General features: G+C 40.0%; 15 protein-coding genes, 1 tRNA gene and 1 pseudogene. 10 read left to right on the top strand and 7 right to left on the bottom strand.

Features of this window, described 5'->3' with window-relative positions; all coding sequences use genetic code 11:
* The first annotated feature begins 192 nt into the window (after positions 1–192).
* Positions 193–277, top strand: a tRNA-Ser gene (locus tag CLV48_RS17620).
* Between the two features lie 317 nt (positions 278–594).
* Here the strand turns inward: CLV48_RS17620 and CLV48_RS17615 are convergent.
* Complete coding sequence (locus CLV48_RS17615; protein WP_106568611.1) at positions 595–1,377, bottom strand: hypothetical protein; 783 nt, start codon at positions 1,375–1,377, stop codon at positions 595–597.
* A gap of 217 nt (positions 1,378–1,594) precedes the next feature.
* Here CLV48_RS17615 and CLV48_RS17610 point away from each other — a divergent pair, with 217 nt between their 5' ends.
* The 4 genes from CLV48_RS17610 (at position 1,595) to CLV48_RS17595 (ending at position 7,133) form a co-directional block, all read left to right on the top strand.
* Complete coding sequence (locus CLV48_RS17610) at positions 1,595–2,740, top strand: hypothetical protein (protein WP_245889601.1); 1,146 nt, start codon at positions 1,595–1,597, stop codon at positions 2,738–2,740.
* A 25-nt stretch (positions 2,741–2,765) separates the two neighbouring features.
* The gene (locus CLV48_RS17605; protein ID WP_211299969.1) at positions 2,766–3,707 is read left to right on the top strand and encodes a polysaccharide deacetylase family protein; all 942 of its coding nucleotides are present in this window, start codon (positions 2,766–2,768) and stop codon (positions 3,705–3,707) included.
* Positions 3,708–3,870: 163 nt separating this feature from the next.
* The gene (locus CLV48_RS17600; RefSeq protein ID WP_106568692.1) at positions 3,871–4,683 is read left to right on the top strand and encodes a polysaccharide biosynthesis/export family protein; all 813 of its coding nucleotides are present in this window, start codon (positions 3,871–3,873) and stop codon (positions 4,681–4,683) included.
* Entirely contained in the window at positions 4,680–7,133 is a 2,454-nt protein-coding gene (locus tag CLV48_RS17595) for a GumC family protein (RefSeq protein ID WP_106568609.1), read from the top strand. Before CLV48_RS17600 ends, CLV48_RS17595 begins: the two co-directional genes overlap by 4 nt.
* Here the strand turns inward: CLV48_RS17595 and CLV48_RS17590 are convergent.
* The 5 genes from CLV48_RS17590 to CLV48_RS17570 all read right to left on the bottom strand — a co-directional run bounded on the left by CLV48_RS17590 (position 7,130) and on the right by CLV48_RS17570 (position 13,347).
* Positions 7,130–7,810, bottom strand: a complete 681-nt coding sequence (locus CLV48_RS17590) for a YiaD family glycine zipper/OmpA-like lipoprotein (RefSeq protein ID WP_106568608.1) — start codon at positions 7,808–7,810, stop codon at positions 7,130–7,132. The genes CLV48_RS17595 and CLV48_RS17590 overlap by 4 nt on opposite strands.
* Positions 7,811–7,880: 70 nt before the next feature.
* On the bottom strand, positions 7,881–8,615 hold the full coding sequence (rluF, locus tag CLV48_RS17585; RefSeq protein WP_106568607.1) for a 23S rRNA pseudouridine(2604) synthase RluF: 735 nt from the start codon (positions 8,613–8,615) through the stop codon (positions 7,881–7,883).
* Positions 8,616–10,656: 2,041 nt separating this feature from the next.
* Positions 10,657–11,829, bottom strand: a complete 1,173-nt coding sequence (locus CLV48_RS17580) for an ATP-grasp domain-containing protein (protein ID WP_106568606.1) — start codon at positions 11,827–11,829, stop codon at positions 10,657–10,659.
* A 28-nt stretch (positions 11,830–11,857) separates the two neighbouring features.
* Positions 11,858–12,280 carry a DUF2141 domain-containing protein gene (locus CLV48_RS17575; protein ID WP_106568605.1) on the bottom strand — a complete coding sequence of 141 codons (423 nt, stop codon included), beginning with the start codon at positions 12,278–12,280 and terminating at the stop codon, positions 11,858–11,860.
* Complete coding sequence (locus CLV48_RS17570; RefSeq protein WP_106568691.1) at positions 12,277–13,347, bottom strand: AMP-binding protein; 1,071 nt, start codon at positions 13,345–13,347, stop codon at positions 12,277–12,279. The genes CLV48_RS17575 and CLV48_RS17570 overlap by 4 nt, the downstream gene beginning before the upstream one ends.
* A gap of 79 nt (positions 13,348–13,426) precedes the next feature.
* Between CLV48_RS17570 and CLV48_RS17565 the strand changes: the two genes are divergently transcribed.
* The 4 genes from CLV48_RS17565 to CLV48_RS17545 all read left to right on the top strand — a co-directional run bounded on the left by CLV48_RS17565 (position 13,427) and on the right by CLV48_RS17545 (position 19,738).
* On the top strand, positions 13,427–14,266 hold the full coding sequence (locus tag CLV48_RS17565; protein ID WP_106568604.1) for a 1,4-dihydroxy-2-naphthoyl-CoA synthase: 840 nt from the start codon (positions 13,427–13,429) through the stop codon (positions 14,264–14,266).
* Positions 14,267–16,268: 2,002 nt separating this feature from the next.
* On the top strand, positions 16,269–17,156 hold the full coding sequence (locus CLV48_RS17555) for a DUF1292 domain-containing protein (protein WP_106568602.1): 888 nt from the start codon (positions 16,269–16,271) through the stop codon (positions 17,154–17,156).
* Positions 17,157–17,188: 32 nt separating this feature from the next.
* Entirely contained in the window at positions 17,189–18,040 is an 852-nt protein-coding gene (locus tag CLV48_RS17550; RefSeq protein WP_106568690.1) for an alpha/beta hydrolase, read from the top strand.
* 276 nt (positions 18,041–18,316) lie between these two features.
* Positions 18,317–19,738 carry a hypothetical protein gene (locus CLV48_RS17545; protein WP_106568601.1) on the top strand — a complete coding sequence of 474 codons (1,422 nt, stop codon included), beginning with the start codon at positions 18,317–18,319 and terminating at the stop codon, positions 19,736–19,738.
* A gap of 276 nt (positions 19,739–20,014) precedes the next feature.
* Here CLV48_RS17545 and CLV48_RS17540 read toward each other — a convergent pair.
* Positions 20,015–20,284, bottom strand: a pseudogene (locus CLV48_RS17540) (four helix bundle protein); the annotation flags it as partial.
* Between the two features lie 228 nt (positions 20,285–20,512).
* Here CLV48_RS17540 and CLV48_RS17535 point away from each other — a divergent pair.
* Positions 20,513–21,016, top strand: a complete 504-nt coding sequence (locus tag CLV48_RS17535; RefSeq protein ID WP_106568600.1) for a helix-turn-helix domain-containing protein — start codon at positions 20,513–20,515, stop codon at positions 21,014–21,016.
* Positions 21,017–21,952 lie beyond the last annotated feature (936 nt).

Genomic DNA, 21,952 nt, shown 5'->3' with positions numbered 1-21,952 from the left:
ATGAACTTTGTTAAACCAAAGAAAAACTGGGTAGTAATATGAAAAAAACAGGCTGCAATGAATCTTTGAAAATTAAAAAAACAGATAATCAGACAATTAATATTCAGCTAAAGTTTTTTGGTGTTTTGTGGTTTGTAAATTCAAACTAATCGGCTACATTTGCAATCCAAAACAAGGGTACTTGTTTGGAATAGAGGAGTGGCAGAGTGGTCGATTGCGGCGGTCTTGAAAACCGTTGTACCGAGAGGTACCGGGGGTTCGAATCCCTCCTCCTCTGCATAAAATAAGCCAAGCGAAAGCTTGGCTTTTTTCATTTTGAGTCGTCGGCAGCAGGCCTGCAAGCTGGCTCATCGCCAAAATGATTCACAGAATTATTTTTTAACGCTCAGCCCTATCAGACTGTTTTTTAGCGCTCCGAAACTCCTCTGAAATAAAAAAGCCGGACAATTGTCCGGCTTTTTTAGTAAAATAGGTCTTAAAAATGGTGCTTTTGGTGACTGCATTTATTACATGACAATAAAAGCGGTCCATTTTCCAGAGTTTCTCAAGTGGTTCAAGTTTCCTTTTAAAGAAAATTAAAAGCTTTATTTGGATTTATTTTTTCTTCAGCACTACTGCCGATTCAAGATTGCTTTCAATTTGTGAATACAATAGGGCATTTGCTCCAGTACTGTTTGGCCCAATTTCAATTTTTCCAGTTGATGTAGCTGATGTTGCAGTCGCAAAATTTACATTGGCAAATAATTTTTCCATGTCAAAAACTAGGACCATTTCTGTTTGTCCATCAACTTCCACTCCTTGAGCAGATTCGGCTTTTGCTCGAATCATTTTCTCAGAATTGAACCAGATTTCTGCAGCTTTTCCTTCGACTTCACCGGTGATGGCCAAAGATTTATCATATAATGGATCGGAAGAACTCACTTCGGTATTCTTAAATAGCCTAAATGTCACTTCCATGTAATTGCCTCTTGGAGTTGAGCCTTCTCCGACAGTGGAAGTTCTCATCTGCCCATTACTTATTAGGGTAACTTTTTTTCTGGACGTTGAAGAAGTATGCAAGCCGGCATTGGCATTTGTTTTTAAGCTGATGTTGCCAATATTAATACCAGCAAGGATATCAGCTCTTGCAGCATATTTCATTTCCACATCTTTAGTACCCACATGGAATTCACTTGTAGCAAATCCAGCTACTATTACCCTTTCATTGTTATTCTCAGCACTGTTGCTGGCTGTAGCTGCCTCAGCACTTAATTTTGCTTGCGTTTCAGGATTGTTAAAGTCGGAATCGTCTTTTTCGGAACAAGAATATCCCAGTAATCCCGTAATTACGACAAAAAGGACAGCAATTCTTTTGAGATTTCTTTTAGAATTTTTCATGTGCTTAAATGTTAAGGTTTATAGCTCACATTTTGCAATTGATATGCCAAAAGTAGGTTGGAATTATACCTAAATTCCTTTAAAAAGGGCCAGTTATTTTTATAAAATGACAAATCCTGGTACTTAAGATTGAATTGAGAAAAATTTATCATTGATTCGGTTCAATTTTTTAGACCATGCTTGAGCTTTTAAAAAGGGGCTGATTAAGAATTTAAACTTGTCTTCAATTTTTGAATTATCTTTAGCCTTGTCCAACCTTTCCATTCAGATGAAGCAGTTGACTTTACCACATCCTGCTGGATTTATAAGATTTTTGTTTTTTTATCATGTGGCTTTTGCCTTTATTTTTACTTGGTACCTCAATGAGTACGGCGGAGATGCCATTCGATATTGGCAGTTGAGCGCTGAAACTTCGCATCATCCGCAAAGTTGGGCAGATCATTTCGGGACTCGAACCTATTTTATCCAATGGCTCAATTACCTGCCTTCCAAAGTCCTTGGATTTCCGTTCTGGCTTGGCAATGTCATTTATGCTTTGGTTTCCTTTTTAGCTCTCCGGATTTTATTCGGCATGGTAATCAATATTCTACCTCCAAGGCCAAATCCTTGGACCCTTAGTCTCCTTTATTTGGTTTTTCTCTTGCCAAACCTCCATTTTTGGACCTCTGGTATTGGAAAAGAATCCTTGAGCTTGTTGGGATTGGTTTTATTTCTTAAAGGAACCCAAAATCTGAAAACGTCTTGGTATTTGCTCACATTTGGTATTTTACTTTCCTTTTTTGTGAGACCACTTCAAGGGGCCCTGCTTTTGGGGATTGCTCTGCCTGTGGTATGCTTTGAAAAAGGAATTCATTTCCAATTGAAACTTTTAATCATCCCTATCTGGATATTGGTGGGTTGGCATATGTTACAGTTCCTATTGTATATCACTCATATGGAAGGTATTTCCCCAACGGATATTATGGGTTTTAGTGAAGAGCAGTTAAGTTTTTTGGATCAGTTTGCTGCAGGTTCCTCCATTCCCATGGAATCATATTCCTGGCCAATGAAATTATGGACATTGTATTTCAGACCCATGCCGGGAGAATCGGCCGATTTTTGGAGGCTTATTGCAGGAATAGAAAATAGCATTAGCCTAGCTTTCTTTCTTTTGCCATTGATATTTTTTAGAAAAATGAATTGGACACTCACGCCTTCTTGGATTTATTGGGCAGTGCTTTTTGGATTTACATTGATGTTGGTATATGGGATTACCTTAAATAATCTTGGAATCATCATGCGCATGAAATCATTTTTTATGATCTATTTTCATTTAATGACAGTTGCTTTACTTTCAAATTTGAAACTAGAAAATAATATATAGATTTATGGCAACTAAAATCTGATCTGTGAAGCCATTTTTGATCATATCACTTGATTTTGAACTCCATTGGGGGCGGTTTGATAAAAAGGATTTGGAACAGAACTTATTATATTATCGGCGGACCAGAGAAAGTATACCTGAGGTGTTAGAGTTATTTCATCAGTATGAAATACATGCTACTTGGGCCACAGTTGGAAGTTTAATGGCAGAAAGTGAAGAGGAATGGAAGACTTTTTGGCCAGAACTTAAGCCAACATATGAGGAAAACAGATTTTCAGCCTATGTATGGAGACAAAATCAAAGTAAAATCTGGGAGGAAGCATTATTTGCTCCTGATTTGGTAAAAAGGATCATTGATTGTCCAGGTCAGGAGTTGGGCAGTCATACTTTTTCCCATTATTACACTTGCGAAAAGGGACAGCAAAAAGAGGAATTCAGGGCAGACTTGATTGCTGCAAAAAAAATAGCTTGGGAAAAATTCGAAAGAAAACTCTATTCACTGGTATTTCCCAGGAATCAAATGGACCTGGAGTCAGTAAATATTGTAAAAGAAGAAGGGTTTAGAGCAATAAGGACCAATCCCAGTGATTGGTATTGGAAGAAGCCTGAAGATGAGAATCTGGTGAAGCGGATTTTTCGGACAGGAGACACCTTGTATCCCCTTGGCAGTAAAACTACTTTTAATAAGCCTTTGCGGAAACAAGGTGAAATATTGGAAATTCCCGCTTCAAGGTTATTGAGACCATTTAAAGAAAGTTCTCTTTTTAACCAAAGAAGAATTAGAAGGATTAAGGGAGAAATGGATTATGCCGCACGAAACGGAGAAGTTTATCATTTGTGGTGGCATCCACATAATTTTGGGAATTTTCCTAAAGAAAATCTTTTATGTTTAAAGGAGCTTTTGGATCATTTTAAATATCTAAGAAATGAATTTGGAATGACAAGCATCTCCATGTCTGAGGTTTAAATCAGAAAAGATTTTTTTGGTTTTATTCAATATGTCCAGTTTCCTGGGTACGAAAGGCAAATTTATTTACATTAAAATTCACTCATCAGGGTAGTTGGATTTTTGTGTAGCTTAATTCTTATATTTCTTTATATTTGATCCGGTTTCTATGCATGAATTATCCATGAGAGTAATATTTCTTTTTTCTTTGATTGTACTTTTTGCATCTTCCTGTATCAGCAATAAGCGGATTACCTATCTTCAGAATTTGCCAGGTAATGAGCCTATTGAATTAGATGAGTTTATCCCATTTGCTGAATACGAAAAAAATTATATTCTTCAGCCATTTGACGTAGTTGATATAGATTTTGCTTCTGCTGACGATGAATTGACAAAGGTATTTGAATTTCAAGGTTCAAGGAATATGAGGATGGGAGGGGCTGGTATGATGGGTGCAGGTGACCTTTTCTTTTTTACAGGTTATGCGATTGATGCGGACGGTTATGTTCAGGTTCCCAGACTGGGAAAGATTAAAATTGCAGGCCTCAATGAAGAACAGGCCAGGTTAGAAGTAGAGGAAGCTATAAAAGCCTATTTTAAAGATGATGTTTATGTCAGGCTTAGAATTGGAGGTATCCGTTTTACAGCTTTAGGAGAGTTTAGCCGATCAGGAACAATGACCTTACTGAAACACAGGGCCACAATATTTGATGCAGTAGCGATGGCTGGGGAATCCGATATTTTGGCCAAGAAAAACAAGTTGTTTTTGGTACGGCAATATGACGGTGGGACAAAAATCCATCAGATTAACCTCAATGACCGGGCATTATTGGCATCACCCTTTTATTTTATACAAAATAATGATATTTTGTATTTGGAACCCATGAATATCAGACAGTTTGGGCGGGCGGACAACCTGTCATCATCACTTAGTCTGATTTTATCCATCTCCTCTTCCTTATTGTTGTTGGTCGCCTTGTTTACTAGGAATATATGATTGACGGAAAGGTTGATATATCGAAGTTTGAGGACGATGTCAAACCTATTGACATCAAGTATTATCTGATTAAATATGCCAGGTATTGGCCTTTGTACCTTACCTGTATTTTTATAGCATTGGTGGTAGTATTCCTCTTTCATAGGTATACTGTTGAAGAATTTGAAGTCCGGGGCAGTATTTTGATCAAGCAGAAGAATACACCGGAAGCGAGGATTTTGGATAGATCCAATATATTCAGTGGAGGGCAAAACCTAGAAAATGACATCCTTTTACTGACTTCCAAAAACCTAGCTCAGGAAGCATTAAATAAACTTCATTTGGATGTCAGCTATTTTGCTTACACTACCATCAAGGAAGTTGAGCTGTATGATAAATCTCCTATCAAAGTGGAGGTGGACAGGTCCGGCCCTCAATTTCAAACAGGTGCTATCTTTCTCACTAAGGTTTCAGAAAATGAATTTATCTTATCCAAAGAGGAAAAGGGATTCTTTGATTTCCTAAATGCCAAGGCAGAGGGTCCGGTAGATGATGAAATCCTCAATAAGAAATATAAGTTTGGAGAGGAAATTAGGTCATCCAGGGCAAATTTTTCTGTTCATGAGATCAAACCTATGAGGGAGGGCGATAAATTATATTTTGTCATCCATAATCCTTCCCAAGTAGTAGATGAATATGCGAGATCCATTTTCGTACGGCCAATCAATAGCTATGGTACAGTCCTTCAGGTTTCCATGGTAACTAGAGTAGTTGAAAAGGGAAGAGATTATGTCAATGCTTTAATGGAATCCTATATTGATTATGACCTGAAAGAGAAAAACCGGATTTCAGAAAACACCCTTAAGTTTATCGATGAGCAGATGAGGATTTTGGAGGATTCTCTCAAAATGGTAGAAAGGGTCATGCTCAATTTTAAGGTTGAAAACAAACTCTTAGATGTCAATTCCGAGTTTGGAGGCGTTTTGGGAAATATTCAAAACCTAGAGGATATTATTCAAAACATTGATTTTGAACTTAGTTATTACCAATCCCTGCAACAATACCTTCAGACCAAAGGCAATGATTACACCGATATTATAGCTCCATCAGTCGTTGGCCTTAATGATAGTTTCCTGAACGGATTGATCCGGTCATTGGTAGATGCTTCTTTGGAAAGAAGAAAACTTTTGGTGCTTGTCAATGATAACCATCCAAAGGTCAAAGAAGTGGATGAAGAAATTGCCAAGCTGCGAGAGAATATATTTGAAAACATCAATAATCTTGTAGCAAATACATTGAAGCGAAAAAAAGAGGCAGCAAGCAAATTGGAAAAATTTGACAAGGAGTTCTCCAAATTGCCTCAGACTGAATCCAATTATACCAATATTTTCAGACAATATAGATTAAGGGAAAATCTATATAATTACCTGCTTGAGAAAAGGGCGGAAGCAGGGATTGCAAAGGCTTCAAATATCTCAGATAATTCGGTTCTTGATTATGCAAGAATGGGGAGTTTGATTTTTCCTCAGAAACCCAAAAACTATGGAATGGCTGCTGGATTGGGATTATTGATACCCTTAGTTTTTCTATTTGCATATCATTATTTCAACAATAGAATAATGGATCAAATCCAACTTAAGAACGCGATCAGGATTCCACTTTTAGGGACTATCGGCTTGAGTAACAAGGAGACGAATATGTTAGTGGCAGAGCATCCAAAATCCATGGTTGCTGAATCGTTCCGTTCTTTAAGATCGGCTTTGTTTTACATAGCCAGTGAAAAAAAGTGTAAAAAAATACTTATTACTTCCTCAGTTTCCGGTGAAGGAAAGACTTTTGTAAGCCTTAACCTGGCTGCAGCCATGGCTTTGAGTGGAAAAAAAACATGCTTGTTGGGCCTTGATTTAAGAAAGCCCAAAATGGCAGAATATGTAGGGCTTGATTCCAAGACCGGATTATCCAATTATCTGGTCAATAAAGCCGAGAAAGAAGAAATCATCATGGAGACCAAGTATGAAAACCTTTATTTGGTTCCATCAGGACCTATACCCCCAAATCCTGCTGAACTCTTACTTAAGGATAAAATGGAAGAGTTTTTGAAACATTTGGAAACTGAATTTGAGATTGTGGTTATGGATACTCCTCCAATTGGCCTGGTGTCTGAAACCATGGATTTACTCCGTTTTTCGGATGTTAACCTGTATATCGTCAGACAAAATTATACGCACAAGAAATACCTTTTGATGATCAATGACCTTTATGCAAATGATCAGATAGACAAAGTTTATGCAGTATTCAATGGCATCAAGGCAGGAGGGGACGTCTATGACTTTGGAGGATACAATTATGGGTACGGTTACAACTATTCTTATCTGAGAAAAAACAAGTATACTGGTAACTATTATGAAATGGAAGAAAAAAAGCCACCTTCACAGTGGCTTGATAAATTGATTTCGAGATTTAAAATTTAATTCTTCAATTCTCCTTTTTCTGCTTTATTGATAAGGTCTTCATTTGCCGTAATCAGGATTTCCACTCTTCTGTTTTTGGCACGCCCTTCTTCAGTATCATTTGTGGCTACAGGTCTGTCAAAAGAATAACCTACTGTCTGCATTCTGGCATCTGATACGTTTTTCATTTTGAGGTAGTTTCGCACAGATTGTGCTCTTCGTTCAGAAAGCCCCTGATTGTATGAACGGCTACCTTTGTTGTCGGTATGGCCTTCAATCATAATATCTGTGTCCGGATATTCTCTTAAAATTTCCGCAAATTTTTGAAGGTTTTCCTGAGAGGCAGGGGTAAGGGAATGGGAGTCAAACCCAAATAGAATTCCTGAGGCAAAGGTAACTTTGATGCCTTCGTCAACCCTTTCGATTTCAGCATCTTTGATTTGCTCCTCCATCTTTTTGGCCTGCTTATCCATATAGACGCCTATTGCAGTTCCCGCTACACCGCCAACTACCGCTCCAATTCCTGCGCCACGGGCTGCCTGTCCACTTTTATTGCCTATAACCGCTCCTACAGCAGCACCAGTTCCCGCACCTATGACAGCACCTTTTTGGGTATTGTTCCAGTTTTTGCAGGAGGAAAGAATAGAAACTAAAATTAGAAAAGATAATAGTTTGGAAAATAAGGCTTGGTGTTTCATTGTCTTATGTGATTTGATTTCACACAAGGGAAATCCAATTTCATGCCAAAAATATCATCAAGTCCTAAACTTATCCATCATGGGTCTTGCTTGAATCTGCTACAAGAAGGTTGATTTCCTTAAGTTCTTCAGGATTAAGGTCCCTCCATTTCCCAATAGGCAAATCAAGAGGGATATTCATGATTCTGATTCTCTTTAATTGGGTGACTTTGTAGCCAAGGTATTCACACATTCTTCGGATCTGCCTGTTGAGTCCTTGGGTTAAAATGATTTTGAATTTGTATTTGCCCAATGCTGTAACTTCGCATTTTTTGGTGACAGTCCCCAAAATGGGAATACCATTGGACATCTTCCGGATAAATTCAGATGTAATGATCCTATCCACTGTCACGATATACTCTTTTTCATGGTTGTTTTTAGCCCTCAGTATTTTATTGACAATATCTCCATCACTTGTCAAAAGAATCAGTCCCTCACTGGGCTTGTCCAATCTTCCTATTGGAAAAATCCGCTTTGGATGATTGATGTAATCGATGATATTGTCTTTTTCAGACTTGGTGTCAGTCGTACATACTATTCCAACTGGTTTGTTGAAGGCTATATAAACATGTTCTTCCTTTGGTTCTGATATGAGCTTTCCATTCACGCGAATCTCGTCACCTGGAATGATCTTGGTCCCCATTTCTGGTACCTTACCATTGATGGTGACTTTTCCTTCTTCAATGAGTTTATCAGCAGCCCTTCTTGAACAAAAGCCCACCTCACTGAGATATTTGTTGATCCTGATTCCATGGGAGTCGCTCATACTTTTTGCATTGGATGTACAAAGTTAGGAAAATGAATTGAGGAAAAGGGCGGGTTTTTGGACTGAGCGTTAAGAAATCAGCTCTTTGCTTAATATCTATCGATCTTGGCAGTTAGCTTGGATTACAAATCCATTGTATCGTGGATCGGGATTGCAAATCCCGATCAGCACCGTGAATATCTCAAAAGGGTAAAAAGAGAAAATGGCTTATCCTTGTCACCTCGACGAAGGAGAGGTCTTTTTTGTAGGATGTAGAATGAGGAGTCTTGAAGGGTTGAGGATGTCATTTCTGAAGTGGGAAAGAATTTTTTAGCCACTAATTACACGAATTTCACTAATTGACCAGATTTTGATGTTTGTAGGGATTTTGGTCTTTTTCTTTCCTCATAGCATCATGGGAAATACAATTATGCGCGAGGCTTGCGAATTTTCACGAACACCAATAGCCAAGTAGCAGTTGATTTTTCGGATGCCAGCCCAGAATGGGCTGAACCATCAATAGCCCCGGGTCTAAGGCGATGGCCTGGTGGGTGGTAAAGACCCGGGGTATTAGGAGAGCACCACGTTTCCCGAGTCGGCGCACTGAACTCCTAAATAAATGAATAGCCCGACGCCGACGATACAGTGGGGGAATTAAAAATGTAGAATTAGGAATCTTGAAGGGTTGAGGATGTCGTTTCTTAACTAGTAGAGGATTTTAAAACCACAAATTGCACTAATTTCACTAATTAACTGGGTTTTGATGTTTTCGGGGACCTTGAAAGATAGGATGGATTACAAATCCATTGTATCGTGGATCGGGATTGCAAATCCCGATCAGCACCGCGCAGAGCTTTCGAATTTTCACGAAAGCCAGTAGCTGAATCGGCGATTTTTAAGAAAAAGGCCTGAAGGGCCTGCAAAGTAACAGCCCAGGGTGAGCGGCAGCAGGCCGCGGAACCCTGGGTTGAATAAGTTCACCACGTTTCCCGAGTCGGCGCACGCATCTTCTGAAAAAATGAATCGTCCAACGCCGACGATACAGGGGGGGAATTAGGAATGGAGAATGTACAATTTAGAATGAGGAATGTAGAATGAAGAATGTGCGAATCTTGAAGGGTTGAGGATGTCATTTCTGAATTGGAAAAGAATTTTCTAACCACGCCTGCCTGCTGCAGGTAGGAATTTCACAAATTAACTGGGTTTTGATGTTTTCGGGGACTTTGAAGGTTAGTATGGATTTCAAATCCATTGTATCGTGGATCGGGATTGCAAATCCCGATCAGCACCGCGCAGAGCTTTCGAATTTTCACGAAAGCCAGTAGCTGAATCGGCGATTTTTAAGAAAAAGGCCTGAAGGGCCTGCATAGTAACAGCCCAGGGTGAGCGGCAGCAGGCCACGGAACCCTGGGTTGAATAAGTTCACCACGTTTCCCGAGTCGGTGCAGGGATCTGCTGAAAAAATGAATCGTCCAACGCCGACGATACAGGGGGGGAATTAAAAATGTAGAATGTAGAATGTAGAATTAGGAATGTAGAATGAGGAGTCTTGAAGGGTTGAGGATGTCATTTCTGAATTGGAAAAGAATTTTCTAACCACGCCTGCCTGCTACAGGCAGGAATTTCACAAATTAACTGGGTTTTGATGTTTTCGGGGACTTTGAAGGTTAGTATGGATTTCAAATCCATTGTATCGTGGATCGGGATTGCAAATCCCGATCAGCACCGTGAATATCTCAAAAGGGTAAAAAGAGAAAATGGCTTATCCTTGTCACCTCGACGAAGGAGAGGTCTTTGGTGTAGAATGTAGAATGAAGAATTAGGAATGAAGTGTCATGTCGGGCTGTCATTGTTCCGCCCCGCTTGTGCGCCTGTGGCGTAGCGGACAAGTGTCAGGTTGGAGCTTTGAAGGTTGGAGATATAATTAAGAATTAGCAGTGGAGAATGAAGTCAGGGTTGTCGAGTTGTCATTGTTGTCATGGTTGCCCCGCATGAAAAAGACGTCCTTTTTTTGATGGTTTTGCGTCCTTTGCGGATTTCATTGCGCTCCTTGCGGTTTAAATTACTTCAAAACCATATATTTTTTTAGGTCGGAATGCAGGATTTCGTTCAACTCCCTTTCATTTCCTTCACTTGTTTCTGTAAAAAGAAACCCAAATACTCCAAATTTGTCCATATTGACCTTTCGGACATGAAGAGGATGCTCAAAATCCCTGGCCAATGCCTCAAAATCAAAATAAGCTATGGCATCTTGAGGCACATCGGATTGGTTGTCCAATAAGATCAGGCTGTATTTTTTATTTTTTCTTGCTCCGAACACCTTTTCCCAATCTGGCTTTAGGGATCGGAAAAAGTATTCATAGGAATTGATGCCATAAGCAAACCAAGTCAGGTCAGCAGTGGTACACCAGCCCCCAAAACGCATAGGGTTTACCTCAATCGGTATTATTTTTCCTGGGGATGTTTCCCTGATTTCTATATGTAAAGGAAAATTTCTAAGGTCTATTTTTCTGCCTACCAGCTGTAAAAACTCCAGAATTGCCGGACTCAATCTATCAATAATGGCCTTTGAACTGGTGTAAACCCTATCGCTTACATCCGATTCTGACATGAAAATATGCTGAAGTACATTGAGAATAGTAGGTTCACCTTTTTCATCAAAATAACAGTCAAAGGCATACTCCTCTCCATGTATATAGGATTCAATGATAAATTCAGTATTGCTTACCACTTCTTTGGGATAGAGACTGCTTGATTTTTTGATTTGTTCCTCTATTTTTCCGACAACTTCCGCCCAGTCCTCTGCCCGGTCTACTTTGTGAACCGCTATACTGAAAAATCCAACGGCCGGTTTGATGATAAATGGAAATTTAAATTCCTTGATGTCCATTTCCCTTAATTCCGAAAGCTGGGCTGAGAGGAAGAAATAACCTGGAAAAGCTTCCTGAATCAAATTCCTGAACCTGTATTTGTTTTTAAAAGTCTCAATTTTTTCGGGAAGGGGGGTGCCTACCAAGTTCTTTTGAATCCAAGCAATGCTGTTTTCCGAATTGGTATATAAGGGAAGTATTGGATTTTTCCTGATTTGGTTGACGGCATCTTCCTCCGAAACCCAATTGACAGGCCTTTCTTCCATAATAGACCGGGCTTCAGGGGTAGCAATTACAGGGAAATTATTTTTGATTATCGTCTCTTTCAGAAATTCAGAAACATAGGGGTAATCCAGTAATATCATTGGGCGAATAATTTTCCGCAAAAATATATTATCTCAGGTTGATCTGCACATGATTTTTACTGGCGGTAACTTTGAAAGAGGCTTTTTCAAAGCTGGGAGGCCCAAAGGTGCCCATGGCATCGTTTGAAAATCCGTATCCATCCCTCGGAATTCCAAAAGCATTGGTTCGGAGTTTACCGGTATTTTGACTATCATGAAATACTGATAAGGCATAGATTCCTTCAGGTATATTCTCAAATGTCACTACGGCCTTATTTCCAACAATCTTTATAGATGCGCTTTTATATGCCTTCTCCGGGCTGTCAGGAAAACCTGTTTCTCCTTTGAATAGAAGAACCCTGATAAACCCTTGTTCATTTTTTACTTTGTCCACAGTCAAAGTCAGACTGTTGTTTGCCTGGGTGGTTTTCACCGCAAATAGCATTAAAATAAATGTGAGAAATGTTTTCATTTTGCAATTTTATAGGACTCGGGTCTATTGATTTTTCCTGAGGCTGTCTTTACCAGTTCATCAACATACAAAATTTCTTTGGGTAAATGGTACCTGTTGAAATTTTCCTTTAGGGCAAGCAACAAATCCTGTTCCTTTTTCACATCTTTTTCTTTTTGCTGGATGACCAACACTAATTTTTGTCCCAATCTCTCATCAGGTTTTCCAAAAAGAAAGAATTCCTGATGACCGAAAAGGGATTGGATGATTGGAATAATTTTGGGTTCCATGAGTTCGGGCTGTAATTTAATACCTCCTGAATTGATGGTAAAATCTGCTCTTCCCTGCCATTTGAAACTATCTTCGTCCAAAAGTTCCACAAGGTCATTGGTCTGAAGCTTTTTTTCACCGGCCATAGGGGCCTTGATCCAAAGCCTTTTTTCTTTGTCGGTACCGATTTTTACCCCGGGCAAAACTTTATATATCAAGTCTCCTGCACTTATTTTGGCCAGTGCAATATGGGAAACAGTTTCTGTCATACCATAGGTCTGGAAAGCCGAAATTCCTTGTTCCAGTATTTTTTCAATCAGCAAAGATGAAGAAGGTGCACCTCCGATGATCAGGTTTTTGATTTGCCTAATTCTTGGACGGGTTATGGGATGGTCCAAACAGGCAGCCACTTGCATAGGAACCATGGCAACAAAATCAAAATTATCGTCCGTTTCCAGTAATGGATTCTCGATGGGTTTGACCACTGTAACCTCTGCATCCCATTCCAAAGCTCTGACCAGCATCATTTTACCTGCCACCATCCAGATATTCAGGCAGCAAAGCAATTTTGAACCTTTGTCCAGACCAAAAAAATCCCCCGTTCCGGCAGCAGAAACCTCCATTTGCTTTCTTTTGACCTGAATATTTTTTGGTTCTCCAGTTGATCCGGAAGTGGACATTTCAAATTCTTCTTTGCCGCAAAGCCAGGATTGGCAAAAACTGAGGGCCTGATGGAAATAAGGGTCAGATTCCGACCAGTTGCCCAGACGGATATCTTCAAAACTGTAAATGCTTTTTTCTATGATGATTTTGCCCATAATGATCATTCCCGTTTTAAAATTCAACAAAATTCCTGTAAGGCTGTTATCTTGCGGGAAAATTTTAAATCAATAAGTCATGAATATAAATTGGAAAACTGTCAAAACATACGAAGATATTACCTATAAAAAGTGTGATGGGGTAGCCAGGATTGCATTTAACCGTCCAGAAGTTCGGAATGCCTTCAGGCCTAAAACCACTTCTGAACTTTTGGATGCTTTCAAAGATGCCCATGAGGATACCAGCATTGGTGTAGTCTTATTGACTGGAGAAGGACCTTCACCCAAGGATGGTGTGTATTCCTTTTGCTCAGGAGGTGACCAAAAAGCCAGAGGACATCAGGGATATGTTGGGGAAGATGGATACCATAGACTGAATATTTTGGAGGTTCAAAGGCTGATCCGATTTATGCCCAAAGTAGTAATAGCGGTGGTTCCAGGCTGGGCAGTAGGTGGGGGGCATAGCCTTCATGTAGTCTGTGACCTGACCTTGGCGAGTAAGGAACATGCTATTTTCAAACAGACTGATGCTGATGTGACCAGCTTTGATGCGGGTTATGGATCGGCTTATTTGGCCAAAATGGTCGGTCAAAAAAAGGCTCGGGAAATTTTTTTCCTGGGAAGGAATTATTCAGCACAGGAGGCATTCGATATGGGCATGGTCAATGCGGTGATTCCCCATGCTGAACTGGAGGCTACTGCATATGAGTGGGCACAGGAAATTTTGGCCAAATCCCCAACTTCTATCAAAATGTTGAAGTTTGCCATGAACCTGACAGATGACGGGATGGTGGGGCAACAGGTATTTGCCGGTGAGGCAACGCGTCTGGCTTATATGACTGAAGAAGCCAAAGAGGGCAGGAATGCTTTCTTGGAAAAAAGAAAACCAAACTTCAAGCATATCAAGTGGATTCCTTGAAAATTGAAGCGTGATGAAAGAGGGCTAGGATGTGGCGGAGGCAATGGGGAATGTAGAATGAAGAATGTGGAATTAGGAATGTAGAATGTATAATTAGGAATGGAGAATGTAGAATGGGGAATGTGTGCTATGAATGATGAATGGAGAGTGGAAAATGAAATGGTGGTTGTCGGGTTATCATGGTTCCGCCACAGACAAGTGTCAAGTTTAATTTGGAGGTAAGTTTGGGAAGATAGTTTCTAAAGGAGAGTTTGTTGGAAGGCCTGAAAGGCCAAAATAACCAAGGGATGGATGCAGTCCATCCCGGTTGAAGCAAAAGCTCAAGCATAACCCGCCGGGCCTGACGGGCACGGATAGACATCAATATTTAACAATGAAATTCAATCACAAACCGGTCAACACTAATCAGGGATACACAGTGTGAGTCTTGAAGGGTTGAGGATGTCGTTTCTGAATTGGAAAAGAATTTTTTAGCCACCCCTGCCTGCTGCAGGCAGGAGTTTAATTAATAAACTATTTTTGGCGTTATGGGGGACTTTGAAGGTTAGTATGGATTTCAAATCCATTGTATCGTGGATCGGGATTGCAAATCCCGATCAGCACCGCGCAGAGCTTTAGAATTTTCACGAAAACCAGTAGCTGAATCGGCGATTTTAAAGAAAAAGGCCTGAAGGGCCTGCATAGTAACAGCCCAGGGTGAGCGGCAGCAGGCCGCGGAACCCTGGGTTGAATGAGTTCACCACGTTTCCCGAGTCGGCGCACTGAACTCCTAAATAAATGAATAGCCCGACGCCGACGATACAGTGGGGGAATTAAGAATGTAGAATGATGAATGGGGAATTTAGAATGGAGAATTAGGAGTGAAGAATGTGAGAGTCTTGAAGGGTTGAGGATGTCGTTTCTGAATTGGAAAAGAATTTTTTAGCCACTAATTACACGAATTTCACTAATTGACCAGATTTTGATGTTTTCGGGGACCTTGAAGGTTAGGATAGATTTCAAATCCATTGTATCGTGGATCGGGATTGCAAATCCCGATCAGCACCGCGCAGAGCTTTCGAATTTTCACGAAAGCCAGTAGCTGAATCGGCGATTTTAAAGAAAAAGGCCTGAAGGGCCTGCATAGTAACAGCCCAGGGTGAGCGGCAGCAGGCCGCGGAACCCTGGGTTGAATGAGTTCACCACGTTTCCCGAGTCGGCGCACTGAACTCCTAAATAAATAAATAGCCCGACTCCGACGATACAGTGGGGAATTAAGAATGAGGAATGAAGAATGGGGAATGAGGAATGAAGAATGTGCGAATCTTGAAGGGTTGAGGATGTCGTTTCTGAAGTGGGAAAGAATTTTTTAGCCACTAATTACACGAATTTCACTAATTGACCAGATTTTGATGTTTTCGGGGACTTTGAAGGTTAGTATGGATTTCAAATCCATTGTATCGTGGATCGGGATTGCAAATCCCGATCAGCACCGCGCAGAGCTTTCGAATTTTCACGAAAGCCAGTAGCTGAATCGGCGATTTTAAAGAAAAAGGCCTGAAGGGCCTGCATAGTAACAGCCCAGGGTGAGCGGCAGCAGGCCGCGGAACCCTGGGTTGAATGAGTTCACCACGTTTCCCGAGTCGGCGCACTGAACTCCTAAATAAATGAATAGCCCGACGCCGACGATACAGTGGGGGAATTAAGAATGTAGAATGTAGAATGAGGAATGAGGAGTGAAGAATGTGGGAGTCTTGAAGGGTTGAGGATGTCGTTTCTGAATTGGAAAAGAATTTTTTAGCCACCCCTGCCTTCTGCAGGCAGGAATTTCACTAATTAACCAGGTTTTGATTTTGTTAGGGATTTTGGCTGTATGATAGGATTACAAATCCCGATCAGCGCCAAATCCCGATCAGTAACGATTGTAGGGTCCAGGTATGAAATTCGGACTTAGTTTAAATCCAGAAAATAAATTGGATTTGCTGGAATTTGGTTATATTTCTATTCCTAAAACCCTACTGCTATGAAAATAAAATCTATGGTCATTTTTTGGCTGCTACTTTCTTTTATATTACTCCCTGTCACCGAAAATTATGGACAGGACTATCAAGAAGAAATTCAAATCTACAGGGTAAAAACCAGAGATGGGAATGAATTTATTGGCCAGATTACGCAGGAAGATGACGAGAAACTGGTTATTGCCACAGAGAAATTTGGAAATGTAACCATTAGGAAAACAGATGTCCTGACGAGGGAACTCATCAATTCAGGCCAAATGAAAGATGGTAAATTATGGTTTGAGAATCCCCAGTCCACCCGTTACTTTTTTTCACCAAACGGCTATGGACTTAAGCCAGGGGAAAGCTATTATCAAAATGTATGGATATTCTTCAACCAGTTTTCTTTTGGGATAACAGAGAATTTCTCCATGTCTGCCGGAATTGTTCCTTTGTTTTTGTTTGCAGGTGCACCGACCCCAGTCTGGTTAAATCCCAAATTTTCAATTCCTGTGGTGAAAGACAAATACAATGTTGGGGCAGGTGCATTATTGGGAACCGTGATTGGAGGAGGGGGAGCATTTGGGATTTTGTATGGAGTAAATACTTTTGGCAATAGGGATAAAAACATCACCCTCGGACTGGGATGGGGTTTTTCTGATGGAGAAATAGCCAATTCCCCGACAATCACACTTGGTGGTATGATAAGAACAGGTCCAAGAGGATATTTTTTAACTGAGAATTACATCATCAATACAGGCTTTGAAACATTCGGAATGTTATCTTTTGGAGGAAGGAGAATAATTGGGGATGTAGGCCTTGATTATGGTTTGATTTTACCGATAAGCGGTAACTTCGATAGTTTTATAGCTGTTCCATGGCTTGGATTGACTGTACCACTGAGGAAAAAATAAGGAAAGTCGCTTCTTTAAGGCAATTTGAAATTATGAACCATTTTGAGACTAAATATATTACCCATGATAATCTGGAACTCTACTTACAAGCTTGGTTGCCGGTGCAGCCAAAGGCCTCGGTCTTAGTGGTCCATGGCTTGGCTGAGCACAGCGGCAGATATGCTCATTTTGCCAAAAAGCTTGTTGCTGAGGATGTGGCAGTATTTACTTTTGACGGTAGGGGGCATGGAAAGTCTTCACATCCTAAGCCAACAGCATTTTTTGCCAATTATCAGGACTATTTGAAAGATATCGATGCCTTGTACCAAAAAGTCAAATCCTATATCCCCGGCATACCTGTATTTCTTTTTGGCCATAGTATGGGCGGGGGGTTGACCGCGGCATTTGCCTTACAATATCAACCTGAAACGCATGGCATCATTCTCAGTGCTCCAGCCTTACAGCCTTCTGATGATGTTTCCCATTTATTGATTGCCATATCAAGTTTGGTGGGGAGGTTATTACCCAAACTCAAAGTGCTCAAACTGGACAGCACCAAAATTTCCCATGATCCGGAAGAAGTCAATAAGTACAATAACGATCCTTTGGTTTATCATGATCCAATTCCTGCCAGGACAGGGTATGAATTACTGAAGATGATGGATGCTATAGAGGAACAGGTGAAAATATTCAATTATCCACTTCTCCTGCTTCATGGTACTGAAGACCAATTGACCAATCCCAAGGGATCTGAATTTTTTTTCAGGAATGTTTCCTCAGCAGATAAGACTTTTCATCGCTATCCTAATTTCTATCATGAACTCCTCAATGAATATGAAAAGGAAGTTGTGATGGGAGATGTGCTGCATTGGTTGAAGGAGAGGATCAATAAGATCGGAGAGTGACCTGTGGGGAAAAAAGGTTACATTCTTATTGAAAAGTAATTTTTGGATTCTATGTAAGGGGTCAATTTTCGAGGCATTATTGCGTTGAACTTAGTAGTTAAATAACGAAAATTGACAAAAATAAGCTTTTGGTTTACAAAGCTCACTCACAGTTTTTTGTATAGCCTAATTTCGTGGCATCTGATCCTTTGGTAGCAGCCTCCTATTCCTTTCCCACACCCAGGAAAGTTTGAATAGGCTTGTTAATGAAGGCAATAATCCCGGAGCCCAAAACACGTGAAAAAAGTTTTCTTAATCATCCTTTTATTTTCAATCGTATTTTTTCAAATAATTGCTGAAAAACTTCCCATACAGGAAAGTACTATTGGGGATTCGACGTTTTTCCTTAAAGTATCCATGGAATTCTTGGATACTTTCGAAAAAAACAATTATAGCCTATGGCAGGTAAGTGAAATACTGCCTTTTGCTTTATTGAATATAATCTTTGTTTTTGCGGGATTTGGACTGGAACCTGCATTCCTTCAAAGCGGTATGATCCTCCTGAATTTATTCTTTTTACTTATTTCCGTTTATTCATTTTTCAGGATTATGGATATGCTTCAATTGAATAAAAATTTAGAATGTTTGGCTTTTGTTATCCTGTTTTTTAATTACTTCTTTCTCAAAGAGATCTGGTACAATCCCTTTAACAATGAATTGGCTGTGTTGGCTACTGGACTGGTCCAGGTAAATTTGTTTTTGAGAAATAAGCGTGATGTTCTTCTGCTTGTTTCTTTTGTGGGGATGTTTGTTTCCCCATTTCTACCTTTGATAGGTTTATTATTCTTGGTGTTTCCTTATGATTACCATGATGTGAAAATTTCAGAGAAGCCCATTTCAGGTATTTCAAAAGTGCTGATCCTGGCCTTTGTCCTTTTGTTATTCGTATTGGGATTAATTTCCGGCAGGTTGGAGCAAAGTTGGACCTACTGGATGGGATTTGTAATGTCTGTTTTGGCATTTGCATCATTGCTTTATTGGACAGCAAAAATTTCACCCATTGAATTGCATGTTGCCTGGGGATTTGTAAAGAAGGGAATTTCATCAAAACAGATAATGATTCTGATTTCGGGTTTGGCAGTGGTATATACATTGTTGTTCTTGCTTTCAGGTGCCAAAAAAACTTTTGGAATATTACAGTTCTATCAGGATGAATTAGTTTCGGCATTTCAATTTCCATTTGATTTTCTCATCAGCCATACTCTCTATTTCGGCTTGTTGATTCCCTTTTCATTGATTTTTTTAAGGAAACTAATCCAAGAGTCCTTGTTTATGGGGCTCGGATTTACCTTAATATTGACTATTTTTTTGTTTATAGCCATTCATCCTACTTCCGGTCATTTGGTTGCCTTTGTCCCAGCTTTGTTTCTGGGTCTAATGAAAGTGTTGAGGAGGTACAGGTTAAAAGGTAAAGACCTAGTAAAAGTAAGTTTATTGAATTTGTCCTTATCCATGTTCTGGATGGATTTCAACAACCAGATGCTAAAGGGAGCGATGGAAAAAAGAGTTTCTGTAGACTTTTTGCTAAGACGGAATTGGACGGGTATATCTAATCCCCAGGATTATTTGGTTATGATTTTGGTGTTTTTTGCAATTTTATCTTTGCTTTTTATGCTGGAATTAGGCAAAAGAAGGTATGTCAGAAGGATAGGGCATTAAGCACCTGCTTCCAGAAAGTATTACAATATTCCCACTCACTTTTTTTAAATGCCTGGTATCCATACCTGTACAGTGTCCAAGCTACAGGGCAATTCTCCAATTGAAAAATATTTACAAATTCTTGCAAAAATTCATTAACTGAGTAAATTTGTTACTCATGAGTAAGATTTTTACTCAGATTTTTGCTAAGTCTGTCTGTGACTGAAAGGGCGAAGCTGTTTAGGATGGAGGATGGGGAATGTAGAATGGGGAATGTGTTTCAAGTTTCAATTGAAGTTATTTGTTTTGTTTTGCGGTAATGAGGATTGAATCTAAGATTTTAATGATTTCTTTTATTTCTATTTTCAGGTATTCAAAGTCAGGAAGTTTTTTAAGAAGTTCCTCCCTATCAAAAAGGTTTAACCAAAATGCAGTTTCACGGGCTTCTTTAGCAGCCACACTGAATTTATGAATGAAATCATTTTTAGATTCGGCAGCCTGACCTTCTACTACATTCGCACCTATAGAAGTTCCAGAACCCACAATCTGTTCAGATAATCTATAATGCTTTTGTTCTCTTAGCTAAAAATAGACATTTAGTATTTTCGCTGCGAAAACTGTAGTCTTTTCTAAAATGATATTCTTCATGGCTTTTTTCTTCAAAAAAATAAAATTAGCAAAAAACAGAGCCCATTTTATCCGATTAACTTAAGAGCCATTTTCTTGATTATTTAAATAAATCAATGATTCGTTTGAAGATCATTCCTCATTCCTAATTCCTCATCCTCCATTCCATTGCTCGATTCCCTCGTCACTTCCAAAACCCGCATTAAGCTCCTGCTGAAGTTTTTTGCCCATAACAATTCAGGTTACCTGCGCTCACTGGCCAAGGAATTTGATGAGTCCACGAATTCGGTGCGTGTGGAACTCAACCGCCTGACGGATGCAGGTTTGCTACAAGCCGGGGAGAATGGGAAAACCAAGCTCTACCGTGCCAATGAATCCCATCCGTTTTACCAGGAAATCAGGAACATGGTATCCAAGTTTCTAGGTTTGGATGAACTCCTGGAGAAAGTGGTCAAGCGCATGGGAAATGTGGAAAAGGCTTATATCGTGGGCGATTATGCGCAGGGCATTGATTCCGGTACGATTGAAATGATCTTGGTTGGGCGGGACCTGGATCTGGAATATTTGGACTTTTTGACTGAGAAGACCTATGAGAAGCTTCAACGAAGGGTACTTGTCCAAGTTCTGGAGGACGATCCGGAGGAGGTGAGTGGGTTTCTGGTGTATGGGTGATGGGAGTGGGGAATGATGAATGTAGAATTTAGAATGAGGAATGGGGAATGTATAGAATTAGGAATGAAGAATGTGGGAGTCTTGAAGGGTTGAGGAGGTCGTTTCTGAAGTGGGAAAGAATTTTTTAGCCACTAATTACACGAATTTCACTAATTGACCAGATTTTGATGTTTTCTGGCACCTTGAAGGTTAGGATGAATTACAAATCCATTGTATCGTGGATCGGGATTGCAAATCCCGATCAGCACCGTGAATATCTTAAAAGGGTAAAAAGAGAAAATGGCTTATCCTTGTCACCTCGACGAAGGAGAGGTCTTTTTTGTAGGATGTAGATTGAAGAATGTGGGAGTCTTGAAAGTTAGGATGGATTACAAATCCATTGTATCGTGGATCGGGATTGCAAATCCCGATCAGCACAGTAGCTGCATGTGTAATGAAATTTGGCGCGAGGCTTGCGAATTTTCACGAAAGCCAGTAGCTGAATCGGCGATTTTTAAGAAAAAGGCCTGAAGGGCCTGCATAGTAACAGCCCAGGGTGAGCGGCAGCAGGCCGCGGTACCCTGGGTTGAATGAGTTCACCACGTTTCCCGAGTCGGCGCATGGATCTTCTCAAAAAATGAATCGTCCGACGCCGACGATATAGTGGGAGAATTTAGAATGGAGAATTAGGAATGGAGAATTAGGAATGGAGAATGAAGAGTTAAGAATGAAGAATGAGCGAATCTTGAAGGGTTGAGGATGTCGTTTCTGAATTGGAAAAGAATTTTTTAGCCACTAATTAAACGAATTTCACTAATTGACCAGATTTTGATGTTTTCGGGGACCTTGAAGGTTAGGATGGATTACAAATCCATTGTATCGTGGATCGGGATTGCAAATCCCGATCAGCACCGTGAATATCTTAAAAGGGTAAAAAGAGAAAATGGCTTATCCTTG

This window comes from Cecembia rubra, from assembly GCF_003014575.1.
In the GTDB taxonomy this organism is placed as follows: Bacteria; Bacteroidota; Bacteroidia; order Cytophagales; family Cyclobacteriaceae; genus Cecembia_A; species Cecembia_A rubra.
Note: the sequence above shows the minus strand (reverse complement) of the source record. Positions and strands in the feature narration are given on the sequence as shown.

What these genes read in the sequence shown, in the direction of transcription:
- CLV48_RS17590 (WP_106568608.1), bottom strand. Translation starts at nt 7,810, where the DNA reads ATGAAACACCAAGCCTTATTTTCCAAACTATTATCTTTTCTAATTTTA.
- CLV48_RS17575 (WP_106568605.1), bottom strand. Translation starts at nt 12,280, where the DNA reads ATGAAAACATTTCTCACATTTATTTTAATGCTATTTGCGGTGAAAACC.
- CLV48_RS17615 (WP_106568611.1), bottom strand. Translation starts at nt 1,377, where the DNA reads ATGAAAAATTCTAAAAGAAATCTCAAAAGAATTGCTGTCCTTTTTGTC.
- CLV48_RS17550 (WP_106568690.1), top strand. Translation starts at nt 17,189, where the DNA reads ATGAACCATTTTGAGACTAAATATATTACCCATGATAATCTGGAACTC.
- rluF (WP_106568607.1), bottom strand. Translation starts at nt 8,615, where the DNA reads ATGAGCGACTCCCATGGAATCAGGATCAACAAATATCTCAGTGAGGTG.
- CLV48_RS17565 (WP_106568604.1), top strand. Translation starts at nt 13,427, where the DNA reads ATGAATATAAATTGGAAAACTGTCAAAACATACGAAGATATTACCTAT.
- CLV48_RS17580 (WP_106568606.1), bottom strand. Translation starts at nt 11,829, where the DNA reads ATGATATTACTGGATTACCCCTATGTTTCTGAATTTCTGAAAGAGACG.
- CLV48_RS17595 (WP_106568609.1), top strand. Translation starts at nt 4,680, where the DNA reads ATGATTGACGGAAAGGTTGATATATCGAAGTTTGAGGACGATGTCAAA.
- CLV48_RS17570 (WP_106568691.1), bottom strand. Translation starts at nt 13,347, where the DNA reads ATGGGCAAAATCATCATAGAAAAAAGCATTTACAGTTTTGAAGATATC.
- CLV48_RS17555 (WP_106568602.1), top strand. Translation starts at nt 16,269, where the DNA reads ATGAAAATAAAATCTATGGTCATTTTTTGGCTGCTACTTTCTTTTATA.
- CLV48_RS17600 (WP_106568692.1), top strand. Translation starts at nt 3,871, where the DNA reads ATGAGAGTAATATTTCTTTTTTCTTTGATTGTACTTTTTGCATCTTCC.